The organism is Vibrio sp. 704, from assembly GCF_033339295.1.
On record NZ_JAWOUH010000001.1, the window covers coordinates 551,274 to 568,136 of the forward strand.

General features: G+C 44.3%; 13 protein-coding genes. 4 read left to right on the forward strand and 9 right to left on the reverse strand.

Annotation, left to right across the window (positions count from 1 at the left end; genetic code table 11):
- Nucleotides 1-19: 19 nt before the first annotated feature.
- The 5 genes from R7R24_RS02255 to R7R24_RS02275 all read right to left on the reverse strand — a co-directional run bounded on the left by R7R24_RS02255 (nt 20) and on the right by R7R24_RS02275 (nt 4,648).
- Complete coding sequence (locus tag R7R24_RS02255) at nt 20-838, reverse strand: transporter substrate-binding domain-containing protein (protein WP_005386070.1); 819 nt, start codon at nt 836-838, stop codon at nt 20-22.
- A 9-nt stretch (nt 839-847) separates the two neighbouring features.
- Nucleotides 848-1,645, reverse strand: a complete 798-nt coding sequence (locus R7R24_RS02260; protein WP_005376396.1) for an amino acid ABC transporter permease — start codon at nt 1,643-1,645, stop codon at nt 848-850.
- Complete coding sequence (locus tag R7R24_RS02265) at nt 1,645-2,379, reverse strand: amino acid ABC transporter ATP-binding protein (protein WP_005376395.1); 735 nt, start codon at nt 2,377-2,379, stop codon at nt 1,645-1,647. The genes R7R24_RS02260 and R7R24_RS02265 overlap by 1 nt, the downstream gene beginning before the upstream one ends.
- Before the next feature lie 169 nt (nt 2,380-2,548).
- The gene (locus R7R24_RS02270; RefSeq protein ID WP_005376394.1) at nt 2,549-3,205 is read right to left on the reverse strand and encodes a lysoplasmalogenase; all 657 of its coding nucleotides are present in this window, start codon (nt 3,203-3,205) and stop codon (nt 2,549-2,551) included.
- 294 nt (nt 3,206-3,499) lie between these two features.
- Nucleotides 3,500-4,648, reverse strand: coding sequence for an iron-containing alcohol dehydrogenase (locus R7R24_RS02275; protein WP_005376393.1), 1,149 nt, complete (start codon nt 4,646-4,648; stop codon nt 3,500-3,502).
- Between the two features lie 206 nt (nt 4,649-4,854).
- Here R7R24_RS02275 and R7R24_RS02280 point away from each other — a divergent pair, with 206 nt between their 5' ends.
- Together R7R24_RS02280 and R7R24_RS02285 are read left to right on the forward strand one after the other, a co-directional pair.
- Nucleotides 4,855-5,736: an AraC family transcriptional regulator gene (locus tag R7R24_RS02280; protein WP_005376392.1), complete on the forward strand. Its 882-nt coding sequence runs from the start codon at nt 4,855-4,857 to the stop codon at nt 5,734-5,736.
- Nucleotides 5,737-6,013: 277 nt separating this feature from the next.
- A complete protein-coding gene (locus tag R7R24_RS02285) occupies nt 6,014-9,175 on the forward strand; it encodes a chitinase C-terminal domain-containing protein (protein ID WP_025767798.1) in 3,162 nt (1,053 codons plus the stop codon).
- Nucleotides 9,176-9,272: 97 nt separating this feature from the next.
- Here the strand turns inward: R7R24_RS02285 and glgC are convergent, their stop codons facing one another.
- The 4 genes from glgC to R7R24_RS02305 all read right to left on the reverse strand — a co-directional run bounded on the left by glgC (nt 9,273) and on the right by R7R24_RS02305 (nt 15,022).
- The gene (gene glgC, locus R7R24_RS02290) at nt 9,273-10,490 is read right to left on the reverse strand and encodes a glucose-1-phosphate adenylyltransferase (protein WP_025767797.1); all 1,218 of its coding nucleotides are present in this window, start codon (nt 10,488-10,490) and stop codon (nt 9,273-9,275) included.
- Between the two features lie 538 nt (nt 10,491-11,028).
- Nucleotides 11,029-12,777 carry a formate--tetrahydrofolate ligase gene (locus tag R7R24_RS02295; protein ID WP_025767796.1) on the reverse strand — a complete coding sequence of 583 codons (1,749 nt, stop codon included), beginning with the start codon at nt 12,775-12,777 and terminating at the stop codon, nt 11,029-11,031.
- Nucleotides 12,778-13,013: 236 nt separating this feature from the next.
- Complete coding sequence (locus R7R24_RS02300) at nt 13,014-14,318, reverse strand: inosine/guanosine kinase (protein WP_005376376.1); 1,305 nt, start codon at nt 14,316-14,318, stop codon at nt 13,014-13,016.
- A 233-nt stretch (nt 14,319-14,551) separates the two neighbouring features.
- Complete coding sequence (locus tag R7R24_RS02305) at nt 14,552-15,022, reverse strand: CreA family protein (RefSeq protein ID WP_005397614.1); 471 nt, start codon at nt 15,020-15,022, stop codon at nt 14,552-14,554.
- A gap of 145 nt (nt 15,023-15,167) precedes the next feature.
- On the opposite strand from R7R24_RS02305, the gene R7R24_RS02310 reads away from it, so the two are divergent.
- On the forward strand, nt 15,168-15,677 hold the full coding sequence (locus tag R7R24_RS02310) for a hypothetical protein (RefSeq protein ID WP_017634184.1): 510 nt from the start codon (nt 15,168-15,170) through the stop codon (nt 15,675-15,677).
- Nucleotides 15,678-15,872: 195 nt separating this feature from the next.
- The gene (locus R7R24_RS02315; protein WP_047103569.1) at nt 15,873-16,541 is read left to right on the forward strand and encodes an HAD-IA family hydrolase; all 669 of its coding nucleotides are present in this window, start codon (nt 15,873-15,875) and stop codon (nt 16,539-16,541) included.
- Nucleotides 16,542-16,863: the final 322 nt, after the last annotated feature.

The following is a 16,863-nucleotide window of genomic DNA, read 5'->3' on the forward strand; positions in this document are numbered from 1 at the left end:
CGTCCACGAGCCATTTAGATTACTGGCCTTGCGCGACTTGATCTTGCCAATCTAATGTCGAGAACCAGTATTCATAACGTTGTTTTAACCATCCATCTTGGGTTCTTGCTTCAATCCATTTATTGAAAAAGGCCTTTTTATCTTCTTCCCCCAAGCGAACTGCAAAGGCTTCGTTGCCTTGTGATAGTCGCTCAGAGAATGGAAGGAATAGTTTGTCGCTGTGTTTCACTGTCTCATGTTCTGGTTTTGGGCTAGAAGCAATGACCGCGTGGGCGTTACCATTCAGCACCTCTTGGAACGCTTGCACGTCGTCATCAAATTGCAGGATCTTCGCTTTCGGGAAGGTTTCTCTGGCTACTTGAACGGTGAATGCGCCGCGACGAGCCGCAATTTTTACGCGTCGTGAGTCAAAATCCGAAAATTCGCTAAAACCAGAGGCGAGTTCTTTGTTTGCTGCTACTTGAACGCCTGAGTGCGAGTAGGCCTCAGTAAACAACACGCTTTTGGAACGTTCAGGCGTAACCGACATGCCACCGATGATCACGTCGAACTTTTTCGCCAGTAGTGCGGGAATAATGCCATCCCACGCAGTCGGTACGAATTCCACTTTCAAACCTGAATCTTGTGCTAAGCGTTTGGCAACATCGATTTCAAAACCGATTAACTCACCTTGCTTGTTACGCATTGCCCAAGGTACAAATGTTGACATACCAACGCGCAAAGTGCCTCGTTCTTTGATTTGATCTACATTGGTTGTGGCGACATCTTCTTTCGCGATTGTAGGCATAGCGATGGCTAGCCCTAATAATGCAGTAATGGTCGCTTTGAATAACTTCATGTTATCTCCTTATAATTTGCGCCAACTGGCTCCGAGTTTGTGTTCTAGCCATGCAGACAACCCAGAAAGTGACAGAGTGAGAGCAAGATAAATTGCTGCCACGGTAAACCAAATTTCAAACGGCATCGCCGTCTCTGAGACGATGTTGCGTGCCTGTGTTGTTAGATCAAAAATCGCCATCACGCTTACAATGGAAGAGTTTTTGATCAAAGAAACCACTTCATTGGTTAATGGCGGTAATGTGCGCTGTAAAACCTGAGGCAAAATTACGTCTTTGTAGGTGTAAAACGGTGATAGTCCGAGAGTTTGTGCTGCTTCGAATTGCCCTTTAGGAATACTGTTTAAACCTGCACGGAATATTTCCGCGGTGTAGGCACCTTGGAAAAGGGATAATGCCAAAACGGCGGTGCTGAATCGGTCCAAACCAATCACGGGGCCAAACACGAAGTAGAGTAAATAGATTTGCACCAACAACGGCGTGTTACGTATTACTTCGACATAAGTGGTACCAATAACATTGCCGACTTTCGAATCGCTAAGCCTTAGTAACGCGGTGACCAACCCCAACACTAAGGTAAAAAATAGACTAATAGCCGAGATGTTAAGCGTGACCAATAGCCCATCAATAAGTTCTGCCGGCCACCATTCGCCATCTTCATAAAAAGCGATGTAATCAGGTACGCGCTCCCATTGCCATTGATAGCCCATAGCGTCGGCACCAGAGTCCAACACCCACACAATCGCTATGAAGAGGAGCGTCATTTGCAGTAAAGCTTGAAGGACAGGTTTGATTACGCGAACTATCATCAGTAACTTAAAATTTGGTTCAAAAATGCTTGGGTGCGTGGATGCTGTGGTGTCTCAAATAAGGCGACTGGAGAGTTCATTTCCAAGATTTGGCCTTCATCCATAAATACCACGCGGTTCGCTACTTTTTTGGCAAATCCCATTTCATGCGTGACGCAAATCATCGTCATTCCGCTTTGAGCCAGCTCAACCATGACATCCAACACTTCGTTGATCATTTCCGGATCAAGCGCTGAAGTTGGCTCGTCAAACAGGAGTAAATCCGGTTCCATACACAAGGAGCGGGCAATCGCGACGCGTTGCTGCTGACCGCCAGAAAGCTGGATAGGATACTTACTCGCTTGCTCTTCAATATTGACTCGCTTTAGGTAATGTTTTGCGCGTTTTTCAGCTTCTTGTTTTGATAATTTGAGTGTGCGAATCGGCGCTAAGGTGAGGTTTTCCAGTACAGTCAAGTGAGGAAAAAGGTGAAAGTGTTGGAACACCATGCCGATTTTACCGGGCTTGAGAGATTTTGCGTGAGAAGGCTGGTCGAACACATGAAGCTGGCCTTCTTGAATCGATTCAAGATGGTTGATGCAACGAATGAGCGTTGATTTTCCGGAACCTGAAGGGCCACACACCACGACGATCTCGCCAGAATGCACGGAGAAGTTGATGTCTTTTAGAGCGTGGTAATCGCCATACCACTTATTTACGTCGCTAAACTCAACGACGGGAGTATTCTCTTTCAAAGGGGCACGCTATAACGGAAAAATATCCTTTTACAATAGCAAGTTGTGCGCGTAATTTCATTAAGAATAAGCTAATGTTTAGGCGATGATTTTAAGACTCTATTCAGATCGCTTACAAGATACATCCATGTTTCTTTAATGTTGGTGCAGTCTAGAGTCTAGAGTATGACTAACTCAGTTCAACGAGATACGGATAACGAACAACAATCGCAACAACAGACATAACCATTAGTGTCTGTGCAGAATAGTAGGTCACCATGACAACTTGTCGTGAAAATATTGACCGTCCTCCAAAGCGTTCGAAAGCCAATACGATGCCAGAGATAATAAAGATAAAGCTTCCGAGCACTGCAAAAGAGGAGGATTGTGTTTTCCCACTCAAATAATACTCGATCGAAGCCCAGCACATAGTCATCAGTACCAATATATAACTAGCAACTGGCCGTTTTTCTTTACCGAGATCCGGTCGGAACAACCAGTAGACGCATATACCGAGTCCGAACAAGGCAATTGGGAGCCAAGGTGTAAAATGCCACGCTGACATGATGGCAAAACCATAACTATAGGAGAGATGGGCAGAGCAAAAGAGCACTAATCCTGTAATGAACTTGTCTCTAGGGAGCATTAATAACACGTCACCAAGCAACGAGAGCGATAAGCCAATCAAAATCCAATGCGCATATGGCATTGGGTAAGCCGGGGACTGAATTAAAATACCAAGCATACAGAGCACTGGTAATGGTTTAGAAACGTAAAAGAGCCATTTAGAGCCTTTACGGATACTGATGATATGTATGAATGCTAATACGACAACAACTAGCCACATAAAGTGTTTTCTCGAACAGACAAAATTATGTAGTACATCACTACAACAAATCAAAACTTAATTAACGAGTTAACTCGTTCTTTGATCTCAATTATTTTTATTTGTGTAAAGCTGGACAGTTGTCTCTTTACTAACCAACACGGCCGATTTTTTGTCTGGAGGGAATCGTTGTTTTTAGAAGCCTCCTCGTTTTGAACGTGATGTGGCTTACAAAATAGCATAAAAAAACGGTATTGTGACTGTTAAGTCACAATACCGTTAAACCCTAGGAAGGGCAGTGAAGAATTGTTGCAGTTATGAGACAGCTAACTCTAAGATTTCTCGGCTACGTTCAAGTGTGATCGCCTGGTTTTCACCTAAAACAGTCATGCCGTGTTTGTTTAGTTGATCAATGATGGCATCGATAGCTTGTTCACGGCTCTCACCATAGTTTTCGAGCTTAGTTGCGACATCAAGTTGATGATAAAACGCTTCGATAGCTTCGATTGTGCGCTCTGCTAAATCCTCACCTGCTTCAAGAGCAAATACGTTGCGACCCATTTGTTCTAACTTAGGGCGCTTAAACTGCATTTGGTTACGAAGTAACGATGGTTGGACAATTGCAAGAGAACGCGCATGATCAACGCCCCATAGAGCGGTTAATTCATGGCCGATCATATGTGTCGCCCAGTCTTGTGGAACGCCACTACCAATTAACCCATTCAATGCTTGGTTAGCAGACCACATTAAGTTTGCGCGCCACATATCGTCGTCTCGTTCCGCAAACTGTTCTCCGAGTGTTTTTAAAGTTTTCAGCAGTGTTTCTGCGTAACCATCTTGAACCATTGCACCGGTAGGAAGCGTCAAGTATTGCTCACATACGTGCACCCATGCGTCAACAATGCCGTTGATAAGCTGGCGTTCTGGCAGTGTTTTCATTACATCTGGGTCTAACACGGCAAATTTTGGCTGCACTGCTGGAGACATGAACGGAAGTTTGTCTTGAGTTTCTTTTTTAGTGATAACTGCGCCCATGTTTGACTCTGAGCCTGTTGCTGGCAATGTCAAAATTGCAGCTAGAGGCGTCGCTTCAGTGACTTGGTGCTTACCAATCATGATATCCCAACCATCACCATCATACATTGATGCCGCTGCTACGTATTTGGAACCATCGATGACTGAACCACCACCTACCGCTAGAATAAAATCAACACCATGCTCTTTTACCATTGCGACTGCTTTATCGAGTGTTTCTTTGGTTGGGTTTGGTTCAACACCTGAAAACTCTAGCCATTCATGTCCCTCAAGAGCTTCTGCTACTTGGTCGTACACGCCATTTTTTTTGATGGAGCCACCACCGTATACCACTAAAACTTTTTGGTCGGATGGGATAGCTTCTTTGATTGCTGCGATTTGTTTTTGACCAAAGAAAATCTTGGTTGGGTTTACATAAGAAAAGTTCATTATTAGCCCTCTTGCTTCCAGTGAAGGAGATTGAATACATGCATATTAGTCCTGATTAATGATGGTTAACAGGTCGATTTCTGCAAATAATATGCCTATTTCTACAAAATTAATGCTCTTGAGCTAGAAAGTTAAAGTCGAGAGGAAGTATAGTGCTCGAAACGATAATAGAGACCAAACTCGTTGGTCATTGATGGAGCGCTCTAATGCACACTCTCGCAAATATCATGCAGCAATATGTTGAAAAGCAGGGGCTGCATGACCTAGAAGGTATGAAGAAAACAGCGATAGATGGCGTATGGTTTTATCGCAGTAGCAAAGGGAATCATCGCCAGCCGTTTGTCTATCAGTCCGGCATCATCGTATTGGGTCAAGGGCATAAGAACATTCATATTGGTGATACACCAGTGCAATATGGGCCCGATGATTACCTTGTTGTCGGGGTTCCCATGCCACTAGAGTGCGAAGCGTTTGCGACAAACAATGAGCCTTTACTTGGCATTTCGATAGATATTTCGCCAACGCTTCTTCATAAACTCGTTAAAAAATTAGAGGCTGAAAAATTCAGTAATAAGTGTCTGGATGCTACCCGTTGCGGCCTTAAGTCGGTACGTATGAATGAAGGTATGTTGGATGCGTGCAAACGGTTAATGAAAGCAATGTGTAACGAGCTTGATGTCATCATGCTTGGCGAGTTGCTTCTTGAGGAAATTGTGTATCGTACTTTGGTGAGCAAAGAGGGGTATGTTTTATTTGACCTAGCACATCAAGAAGGTTCTTACGCGAGGGTAGCTAAAGCACTAAATCGTGTACATCAAGCGTATCATGAACAGTTGAACGTACAAGCATTGGCTGAAGAAGCCAACATGAGTGTGTCTGCTTTCCATCAAGCATTTCGCAATGTCACGCTTGAATCTCCGTTGCAATATATTAAGAAAGTTCGACTTAACAAAGCGCGCGAATTGATCCAGTTAGAGGGGAGACGTGTTAATGATGCAGCGAGAATGGTCGGGTACACGAGCCCATCACAGTTTAGTCGCGAGTACAAGCGGCATTTTAATGAAACGCCAAGGTCAACAAAGGCTTAGTGATCTTTATTTCAAAATGGCGACTTTTTTTACCTTTTTTATTAATTTGCGAGTGACATATTTATTTGAGTTATAAAATTAGTTACTGGTGCCAAATAATAGGTACGTTGTTGCAATCATTTAGTGGATTGTTGCGAGGCGGTGTGGAAAACTCGTAAATAGATAGTGTGAAATCACCAACTTGTACTTAAGTTATTTTACGTCGAAATAAAAGTATAGATGCGCTTCGTTTAGCGCATTTAGTATTGTTTTAACAATAACTTAAGGAAGAGCGATTATGCACCTTAAAAACGGCAACGCAGTGAAAAACGTGTTCACACTAAGCACACTCACCGCTTCTTGTCTTATGGCCTTCAATAGCTACGCAGCAGTTGACTGTGCCCCTCTAGAAACTTGGCAATCATCAAAAGTTTATAACGGTGGCGACCAAGTTCAGCATGAAGGTAATGCTTATAAAGCGCGTTACTGGACGCAAAACAACAATCCAGCGCAATCTGGTGAGTGGGGCGAGTGGGAAACACTTGGCGCTTGTGATGGCACTGGACCGGTTGAACCACCTCAGAATGAAGTCCCGACGGTTACTCTGACATCGCCTTCTGCGTCGGCTTCTGTGACTGCGGGTGATGTTGTTAACCTAGCTGCAGATGCGGCAGATACTGATGGGACTGTTAGCAAAGTAGAGTTCTTTGTTGATGGTGTATTAGTTGGTCAGGCAACGTCTGCGCCGTATGCTGCATCGTGGACAGCAACTGAAGGACAGCACGAGTTCTCTACCAAGGCCTATGACGATGCAGGTGCCGTTAGTACGGCAAGTGTTGTGACGTTAACTGTGGCATCAGCGCAACCTGGTAACGAAGCGCCGACAGTGGATGTCGCGCTTTCTGCGAGCTCTATTGACCTGGGTGGTTCCGTAACACTGACTGCAAATGCTACGGATGCGGATGGTACCGTTGCTAAAGTTGATTTTTATGTTGCAGGTGTGCTTGCTGGCACTGCTACAACAGCGCCATACACGCTGGATGTAACCCCTTCACAAGCTGGCTCATTAAGTGTTTATGCGAGAGCAACCGATGATGCTGGAGCAACAGCAGATTCTGCAATTGCGACGTTAACAGTAAACGGCGGCGCAGTGACATCTAATTGTCGTCCTGATGGTCTTTATCAAACAACGGGTGTAGATGTTCCTTACTGTTCTATTTATGACGAAGAAGGCCGTGAGAAAATGGGGGCTGATCACCCACGTCGTGTAATCGGCTACTTCACCAGTTGGCGATCAGGTGACGACCCACAATCGACTTACCTTGTTAAAGACATTCCTTGGGAACAACTTACTCACATTAACTACGCGTTTGTGAGCATTGGTTCTGACGGCAAAGTAAACGTTGGCGACGTAAATGATCCTAACAACCCTGCTACAGGTAAAACTTGGCCAGGCGTTGAGGTAGATCCTGCTCTTGGTTTTAAAGGTCATTTTGGTGCACTAGCAACTTACAAGCAAAAACATGATGTTAAAACGCTAATCTCGATTGGTGGTTGGGCTGAAACGGGCGGTCACTTCGATACGAACGGCGATCGTGTAGCTGATGGTGGCTTCTACACCATGACGACGAATGCGGACGGTTCTATTAATCATGCTGGTATTGAGAAGTTTGCAACTTCTGCCGTTGAAATGATGCGTCAGTACAAGTTCGATGGCCTAGATATTGACTATGAATACCCGACGTCAATGGCTGGTGCTGGTAACCCTTACGACAAAGACTTCATGGAACCACGTCGTCAGTATTTATGGGCGTCTTACCAAGAGCTGATGAAAGTATTGCGTGAGAAACTTGATGCGGCATCCGCGCAAGATGGTATTCATTATATGCTGACTATCGCAGCACCATCTTCAGGTTACTTGCTACGTGGGATGGAAACCTTCGATGTAACTAAGTATCTAGACTACGTAAACATCATGTCTTACGACTTGCATGGGGCTTGGAATGATCACGTTGGTCATAACGCGGCTTTATTCGATACAGGTAAAGACTCTGAGCTAGCGCAGTGGAACGTATACGGCACTGCTGCATACGGTGGTATCGGTTACTTGAACACAGACTGGGCTTACCATTACTTCCGTGGCTCTATGCCAGCAGGTCGTATCAACATTGGTGTTCCTTACTACACCCGTGGTTGGCAAGGTGTTACTGGTGGCGACAATGGCCTTTGGGGCCGAGCGGCACTACCAAACCAAGCAGAGTGCCAACCGGGCACAGGTGAAGGTGAGAAGAACAACTGTGGTCACGGCGCTATTGGTATCGACAACATGTGGCATGATACCGACCCTAAAGGAAACGAAATGGGCGCTGGTTCTAACCCAATGTGGCATGCTAAGAACCTAGAAAACGGTATTTGGGGCTCTTACGCAGCTGCTTACGGTCTTGACCCTGTCAACGATCCTTCAGATAAGTTTGTTGGTACTTATACTCGTCATTACGATAGCGTTGCTGTGGCACCTTGGTTGTGGAACGCAGAGAAGAGCGTATTCCTATCTACGGAAGATAAAGCTTCTATCGAGGTGAAAGCCGATTACGTTATCGATAAAGAGATCGGCGGTATCATGTTCTGGGAACTAGCCGGTGACTACAACTGTTACGTACTGGATGCAAATGGTAATCGTACGGCAGTAGATGCAACTGAACAAGCTTGTGCGGCGGGTAATGGTGAATACCACATGGGTAACACTATGACCAAAGCTATCTACGACAAGTTTAAGTCTGCGACGCCTTACGGTAACAAAGTAGCGACTGGTCCAACACCAACTGAAGCAGTAGACATTACTGTTAGTGTTGGCGGCTTCAAAGTTGGCGACCAAAACTACCCAATTAACCCGAAAATCACGTTTACGAACAACACTGGTCAAGCGATCCCTGGCGGTACTGAATTCCAATTCGATATCCCAGTATCTGCGCCGGACAATGCGAAAGACCAATCAGGTGGTGGTTTGAAAGTGATTGCTTCTGGACATACTCGAGCAAACAACATTGGTGGCTTAGATGGCGTAATGCACCGTGTGTCGTTCTCTCTACCAGCATGGAAAGACTTGCCAGCGGGCGGCACTTACGAGCTTGATATGGTTTACTATCTACCAATCTCTGGTCCGGCTAACTACTCAGTGATTTCTGGTGGTAAAGAGTTTGCGTTTAAGTTTGAACAGCCAGATCTACCAATTGGTGATCTCAATGCGGGCACGGGTGGTGGTACCACTGAACCAGGTACGTGTGATACGACAGGTTTAGTGACATACCCAGCTCTGCCACAAACGGATTGGGCAGGTAATCCAAGCCACGCTAACCAAGGTGATAAGATCATCCACAACGGTGTGGTTTACCAAGCGAACTGGTGGACAGCGGCTGAACCGGGTACAGATGGTAGCTGGTCAACGGTATGTAACATCTAATTATTATGGATTATTTGTTATAGCCTAATGTTTACAGGCACTTAAACAAAAGCGCACGATGATTATCGTGCGCTTTTTTGTTGTGATAGTTTGTCGTTTAATCGAATTGGTAACTTTCAGGTATGACGACAATACCTTTGTCTGAGATTTTAAATCGCTTCGCATCTTCAAGTTTGTTGATGCCAATTTGAGTATGTGGCGGAATACGAACATGTTTATCAACTATGCAGTTGACCAACTGACTTCCTTCACCGACTTCTACGTCATCAAAAATGATGGAATCGACTACCGTTGCACTATCTTGAATGCGTACATTAGAGGAAATAATGGAGTGCTGTACCGAGCCTCCGGAATTGATGACACCGGTAGCAATGATGGAGTTAATAAAAATGCCTTCATTACCCGTGGCCGACGATACAGTACGAGCTGGTGGAAACTGCGGCTCGTAAGTACGAATCGCCCAATTAGACTGATAAAGGTTCATTGGCGGCACAGGTTCTAGTAGATCCATATTCGCTTCATAGAAGGAATCAATGGTACCCACGTCGCGCCAATAGCAATCTTTATCGACGCGCCCTTTACTGCCACAGAATTGATAAGCGTAAACGGATTCGGTATCAATTAGCTTAGGTATGATGTCTTTTCCGAAGTCATGGCTTGATGAATCGAGTTTTGAGTCTTCTTCAAGCGCTTCTTTCAAAACATCCATATCAAAGATATATATTCCCATAGAAACAAGGCTTCTGGTCGCGCTTCCAGGAAGAGTAGGTGGGGTTTCAGGTTTCTCTATAAACGAAGTAACGAGCCCGTTTTCTGTGGTGCCCATTACACCGAATGCTGAAGCATCCTCTACGGGAACATCCATACAGGCAACGGTGAGCTTAGCACCTTTCTCTTTATGCTCTTCAAGCATTGCGGCGTAGTCCATTCGATAGATATGATCGCCGGATAACACAACCACATACTTTGCATCATTTCGCGATAGCAACCACATGTTGTGATAAATCGCATCGGCGGTTCCTTCATACCATGCACCACCTTTGCGCATTTGTGGTGGAACAGCAGTAATGTACTCGCCTAGCTCTGGATTGAATATCGACCAGCCGTCTCGTAAGTGTTTTTGAAGTGAATGAGATTTATATTGGGTTAAAACAAGGATCTTGCGTAAACCCGAATGTAAACAATTGGTTAGTGTGAAATCTATAATTCTATATTTTCCGCCAAAAGGTACGGCTGGCTTGGTTCTGTCATCGGTGAGTGGGCTGAGTCTAGACCCCATCCCTCCTGCTAAAATTACGGCGAGTGCGTCTTCCATAGTATTCCCTTTCCCTTTTCTGACATGCATCAAAACGGTGCTAACCTGAAGGAGGTGGTATGCAACGCAGAGGTTTTGAAAAGCATGTGCTAATGTGCTTATTAGTGAAAAGTCTACTACAAGAATCGAGCCATAGAATATCTCCTTAAAAATCAAGGAGGTTAAAATTTCACTGTAAGACAACTGCACCATATTAGTGAGGCGCTAAATAGCCCGTGCATCAAATTGGCGCAAAATTGTAGAAAGGAGAGGTCAACAAGTATGGATTTACAATGTAAAGTGGCTACAAAACAAGAAGATAAATAGGGTTTTCTAGCTTAATAACTATGGCTAAACAAGGCTTAGGGTTAGCGTCTTAACTCTAAAGGTCTAAAACAGGCGCGTTGATGTAAGGCAAGAGAGCTTTGTATCAACAATTCAAGAGTAGAAGGCCTGAGACAACTCTTTTCACAGTTGTTGAGAGTGAGTGGATAGGTAAGTAGACCACTCACTCAATGAATATGTTCACTATCACTGATAGCGATACGTTATCACTGCACTAAGAGAGACCGACGATATTTCCTTCATCATCAAGATCTAAATTCATAAATGCGGGTTTATCAGGTAAGCCTGGCATCGTCATCACGGTTCCAGATAATGCATAAATGAATCCTGCGCCCGCACACAAGCGCAGCTCGCGGATTGGGACGGTAAAACCAGTTGGTGCGCCTTTGACTGCGGAGTCCGTGGTTATAGATAGTGGTGTCTTCGCGATGCAAACCGCTAAGTTGTTAAAGCCTAATTGCTCAAAATGTTTGAGCTGTTCAGTCGCGATAGGAGTCATTTCTATATTGGTTGCTCCATAGCCCGCTTCACATACTGCCATGAGCTTTTCGAGTAATGATTGCTCTTTGTTGTATAACGGACAAAACTCTACAGGCGTGGTACACGCATCAATAACATGTTGAGCTAGTTCCGTTGCGCCTTGTCCGCCTTGCGAAAAAGCGGTGCTGATGGCTACTTTAACTTCGGGATTAAATTGGTGAATCAGCTCTTCAAGAGCTTTAAGCTCTTTCACACAATCTTGTGGAAACTGGTTAATGGCAACGACAGCAGGTAAACCGTATTTATGAACGTTATTTATGTGCCATTTTAAATTTTCAAACCCAGCCTCCAATGCTGCTTGGTCCGGATTAAAAATGGAATCTGGAATAGCCATACCTGGCCGTAAATCGTAGTGTCCGGAATTCGCTTTGAGGCCGCGTAATGTTGCTACGATCACTACACAGTCCGGGGCTTTGTTGGCGGCAGCAGCTTTAATGTTACACGCTTTCTCAAATCCCATATCCGAACCAAAACCGGCTTCAGTTACCGTGTAACCTGACAGTTTTAGCGCAATATCGTCCGCGATAATGGATGAATTTCCATGGGCGATGTTTGCAAATGGACCTGCATGGATCAACGTAGGAACACCTTCTAGAGTTTGCATCAGTGTTGGTGCAATCGCCTCTTTTAGTGTTACTGCCATTGCTCCTGCAACTTGTAGATCTTCCGTAGTGACGGGGGTTCCGTTCAAATCGTACGCTACGACAATTTTCCCGATACGTTGACGTAAATCTTTTAAATCTTTGGCTAGTGCAATTATAGCCATTAACTCGGAAGCAGCTGAAATATCGAACCCTTCGTCACGCTCGAAACCATTGATGGTTTTTCCTGCATCATTGAGGCCAATTTTGACTTTACGTAGTGCACGATCATTATGGTCCATCACTCGTTTCCAAGTAATACTTGCCGTGTCGATTTTAAGTGCTCTTAACCCGGTGCGTGATTCAAAGGCATCATAACCCTCGCGTTGCTCATGGAACAAGCGAGCGTCAAGAGCGGCTGAAGCAAGGTTGTGCGCCGCTGTCACTGCGTGAATGTCACCAGTAAGGTGTAAGTTTAACTCTTCCATTGGAGCTACTTGAGAATAACCGCCGCCCGCTGCGCCACCTTTAATACCGAAGACGGGTCCCATCGAAGGTTGCCTTATACATGCAATAACAGATTGATTAAGCTTTGCTAAACCTTGCGCCAGGCCTATCGTCGTAACGGTTTTTCCTTCGCCAAGAGGAGTCGGCGTGATCGCAGTGACGAGTACAAGTTTACCGTCATCATTTGCTTTGAGTCGTTCCAAACATTTTGGGTGGACTTTGGCTTTGTGCTTCCCGTGAGTGTCATACTCTTCGGGTGATAGTCCTACTTTTTCCGCGATAACATCAATAGAAGAAAGTGGTGTTTTTCGGCAAATTTCGATATCTGACTGCATGGATAATCCCCAAAGTGGTACTCAGGTAGCGTTGAAAAACTACCTGAGTTATAACGAGTATTATTGTGAGGCAAAGGTCTGCTTGGTGATGGTACTGTTTCGGTTAGGCTTGTAAAGAGTTTACTGCTTCGTATTGTGCGACATACTAACAAAATCTACTCGTTACAGTGCTAGACAAAAACAAAAAGGCCACCAAATGGTGACCTTGATATATTTTTAGCTTTAAAGCTGTCGTTTTAACGATCCCAATAAGTCTCTTCTAAGCTATCTTCTCGTTCAGGAAGCGCTCGCGATAGGCGAGGAGAGTGCTGCGTCAACACTTCATAGCTTACTCGGTTTGCGTATTTACAGATCTGAGAAAGCGAGGAGTAGGTTAAGCATCGTACTTCGTGCTTTTCTGAGTTAGGCACTTCTTTTTGGTGGAAAGAGTTTGCTGCCATGTCATGCAGTAAGGCTGAAAGGGCTGCATCACCTGCACCGTTAGTGTTCTTAATCTCTAGTGGTCCACCAAGGTAAGGGCCGATGTGAGAGTAGACCTTCATTGGGTTTTGACAGTCTTCTTTACGCATCGCACGACTAAACTCGTACTGGTTAAAGGCTTCGAGGGAGCTTTCAAGGATGTCGTGTGTGGTTTCTCGTTTTACTTTCTCGTCGGTGTAACCAGCCATGTACAGACCATTTGGTCCTGCCGTACACAGTACGAGATCAACCCATTCAAGTGCTTTATCAGCAGCAGCTAGCGGCTCTGTTTCACCTGTTAGCGCCGCACCTTCTTCTTCATTCATAGCGACAACAGAAATGTTTTCGCGAATGTATTCTTGCCACCACTGTGCGTTGCCTTCGATAACGTACTTCGTCCCTAACGTAAGTACAACAGGGACATCGTGCTTCTTAGCAAAGTCGATCGCTCTTTGTACCGCTTTAGGCATTGGATCTTCTTCTTTACCACGCATTAGGTAAGAAGAAACAACCAGGGCTGATGCTTTCTCAAAGATCTCTTCAGGAATGCTTTCCGGAAGTAGTTGATTCATATGACCTTCGTTGATAGCAAATGTACGCTCACCGTCTTGAGAAATTAGGGTGTAGCAGCGACCAATAGGGCCATCTACCGTTTGTAAATGGTTAAGGTTCATGCGTGAAGACGTACGGCAAAGGTAGCGGTAAGCAAAAGAACCGACTTGAATGTTCTTAGACATCACACCGAGCAAAACGGATTTGCTATCGGCTAAAACTGAGTAGTTGTGAAGAGTATTGCCAATCGTGTCACCTGGGTATTGGTGTGTGATCAGGCCTTGCTCAACCAGTTCTTCGTAAAGAGCATCTGCTTTGCTTTCTTCAAGAACGAGCGAATGTCCTTTACTCAGGTTGTATTTCTCTAAAAACGCGTCATCTACACGTGCTTCGATATCTACAATGGTTTGACCGACACCAACAATAGTTGGGCGATATAGCTTAGGTGCCTGTCGGATTTGGTTTACTAATGGATCTCGAGCGTGAGTTGGGAAGTAGTGTTTAGATTTACGCTGACCAGGAAACTTCATGCTTGTTCTTGAGTGAGAAAAAAAAGAGGCGGGATTGTATCACAAAAAAATGAAAATCGTGGCGATTTATTACAAAGAAGTCTGCTCGCTGAAAAAATCAGCGAGCTGAGTAAATAGCAACCAAAGCAGCTGCAATTTATGACGCTTGTCGTATTGCAATGGGTTGTTTTTTAAACTTGTTGCTCAGCAGCGCCCGGAAAGAGCCTGCTCCGCGCTAACTAAATTTACCCGCGTTACTTTTTCACTTCAGTTGGCTCAACGTAAGCCTTGGTACCCCAAAGTGGGACTGTCGAAAGGCTATGTTTAAAACTACCATCGGTCTCTTTTGTTGTATAAGACAAGTAGAGTAAGGTTTGGTTATCGGCATCATAAATACGGCGAACCTTCATTGTTTTGAAGAAAATGCTTTTTGACTTCTTAAATACAATTTCACCGGACTTACTCTTATCTATTTTTGCAATCATTTCCGGTGTGATTTCGCCAGTCTGACGACATGATATTGAGCTATCACTTGGATCTGCTAAGCTGAAATCCGCTTCGATAGAGGCGATGTGACATGTGACACCTGTTACCACCTCGTCTTTCAACTCACCGACTTTGATGTCTTTCAAAGTAAACCAACCGAGCCCCACGTCAGCAACATCGTTATCTGAACAACCAACTAGAGTAGTAGCAAGCAATGCACTTAACAGCATCTTTTTCATTATTTTTGTCCTTAACTAGGAAAGATATTGATGAAATCTATCAGAGGTTTGCACCTAAAACAAAATTTAGCCACGGAAAGGTCTATGTGCGCTAGGTTTGTTGCGGGCTTCATGCTAATGTACTGCTCTAAACGAAGGTATCAAGATGAATGAACAACAGTTAGCCAGTATCGAGCGTAAAAATACATGGCTGTATGATCTGGTCGAAGTTGAATTTCCGACACCAGAGAGTTTGAAAGGGCGCGATGTCTATTTCAAAACGCTAGAAAAAGCAACGTATCAAGTAGTCGACAAAGACACACTACTGGAAAGTGACTCTGAATTTAACCCCGACGACATTTTTCTGGTCGATTTTCATCGACTGACCATTATGTTCTCTATCTTGCAATCTCAGCGCTGGGAACAGCAGCATGATAAAGATATGATCATTGAATATCTGACACAGATTATCCTCACGCCAGATTTTGAATTATATGTTGGTTTTAAATCAGGAGTCCCAATTGGTGCTGCTATTGTTAGCCATCTCGAAGGAAATACACTCATCTCTGATGTTGCTGTTTCTGAATCAAAATACAAAAGCTCGTTTGTGGCTGATCTGGCTAAAAGACTAAGCACCGAGCAAAAACTGTTAGACTCAGTGGTTATCGAAGACTAACTTACACATCAATGTGCATAAAAAGTAAAGCAAGATGACGTTGGGTGATCTTGCTTAGAAAAACTGTAATTGCTCCCTTCTATTTCCATGAAATGCCAAGCTCGTCGTTTCAACAATCCCAAACTCAAATAAGATTAATCCAAACATTCTTAAAATCAGCTTGGGCTTGAGCCTTTAAGACGTCTGGAGATGGCTATGGCAATTACCAATATTAAGTGCGTGATATTTGACTGTGATGGTACGTTGGTCGACAGCGAAAGACTGTGTTGCCAAGCGCTCGTCAATGTATTTAACCAACATGGGGCTGAGTTAACGATGGAAGAGTGCGTTTCTCACTTTAAAGGAGGAAAGCTCGCTGACATCCTTTTAGATACTAAAGAATTGAAAGATATCAAAGTTCCAATTGATGTTTTAGAGCCGCAATACCGAGAAGAAGTCCAGTCTCTTTTTGTGCGTCACTTACAGCCAATGGATGGCGCAAAACGATTAATTCAGTTTTTGGATTCGCATAATATCGAATATTGTGTGGCGTCTAATGGACCTAAAGATAAAATTGAATACGCTTTGGAGTTAACCGGTTTACTCGATGCTTTCCGAGGGAAAGTGTTCTCGGCATTCGATGCGAATAGTTGGAAGCCTGAGCCCGATTTAATCATGTACAGTGCTATGAGCATGGGCTTTTTACCAAGTGACTGTCTTTATATTGATGACACGCCTAAAGGAGTTGAGGCGGGACTAAACGCCGGTATCAAAACGGTGCAGTTATTTAATGGTGAAGCTATCAATCGTGTTGATGACGAGCGTGTAATTCGCATCCATCATTTAGATGAATTAAAAGAGCAGCTGTGTGGCTGCTCTGTTTGACCTATTAATGGCAAACCGGACTTAAGCTGTGGATGTGCTTAAGTTTAGACTGTAGGTAAGGCGTTTGATGTAGACATTGGATAGATGAGAAGTTTTTTGTATGAAATCCGCAAGCAGCGCATGTGAATTTCTCGCCATCCGATGAAATGAGATATTCATCTCCTTGGCAGAGTGGGCAATTCAGGTTCTCTATGTCTTTTGTGTCTTTGTAATTATTCATATTGTTTTCCAGCAGCAAATTGGAATTGGCAAGATCAAGCATAGCGGAACGCTTTGTTTAAGAACATTATTTCATCCGGTACAGCGAGAACTTGAGATTCAC

Bases quoted from the DNA above. Each gene is read 5' to 3' on its own strand.
- R7R24_RS02305 (WP_005397614.1), bottom strand. From the start codon at position 15,022: ATGAAAAAGATGCTGTTAAGTGCATTGCTTGCTACTACTCTAGTTGGT.
- R7R24_RS02285 (WP_025767798.1), top strand. From the start codon at position 6,014: ATGCACCTTAAAAACGGCAACGCAGTGAAAAACGTGTTCACACTAAGC.
- R7R24_RS02310 (WP_017634184.1), top strand. From the start codon at position 15,168: ATGAATGAACAACAGTTAGCCAGTATCGAGCGTAAAAATACATGGCTG.
- R7R24_RS02275 (WP_005376393.1), bottom strand. From the start codon at position 4,648: ATGAACTTTTCTTATGTAAACCCAACCAAGATTTTCTTTGGTCAAAAA.
- R7R24_RS02295 (WP_025767796.1), bottom strand. From the start codon at position 12,777: ATGCAGTCAGATATCGAAATTTGCCGAAAAACACCACTTTCTTCTATT.
- R7R24_RS02280 (WP_005376392.1), top strand. From the start codon at position 4,855: ATGCACACTCTCGCAAATATCATGCAGCAATATGTTGAAAAGCAGGGG.
- glgC (WP_025767797.1), bottom strand. From the start codon at position 10,490: ATGGAAGACGCACTCGCCGTAATTTTAGCAGGAGGGATGGGGTCTAGA.
- R7R24_RS02270 (WP_005376394.1), bottom strand. From the start codon at position 3,205: ATGTGGCTAGTTGTTGTCGTATTAGCATTCATACATATCATCAGTATC.
- R7R24_RS02300 (WP_005376376.1), bottom strand. From the start codon at position 14,318: ATGAAGTTTCCTGGTCAGCGTAAATCTAAACACTACTTCCCAACTCAC.
- R7R24_RS02260 (WP_005376396.1), bottom strand. From the start codon at position 1,645: ATGATAGTTCGCGTAATCAAACCTGTCCTTCAAGCTTTACTGCAAATG.
- R7R24_RS02315 (WP_047103569.1), top strand. From the start codon at position 15,873: ATGGCAATTACCAATATTAAGTGCGTGATATTTGACTGTGATGGTACG.
- R7R24_RS02255 (WP_005386070.1), bottom strand. From the start codon at position 838: ATGAAGTTATTCAAAGCGACCATTACTGCATTATTAGGGCTAGCCATC.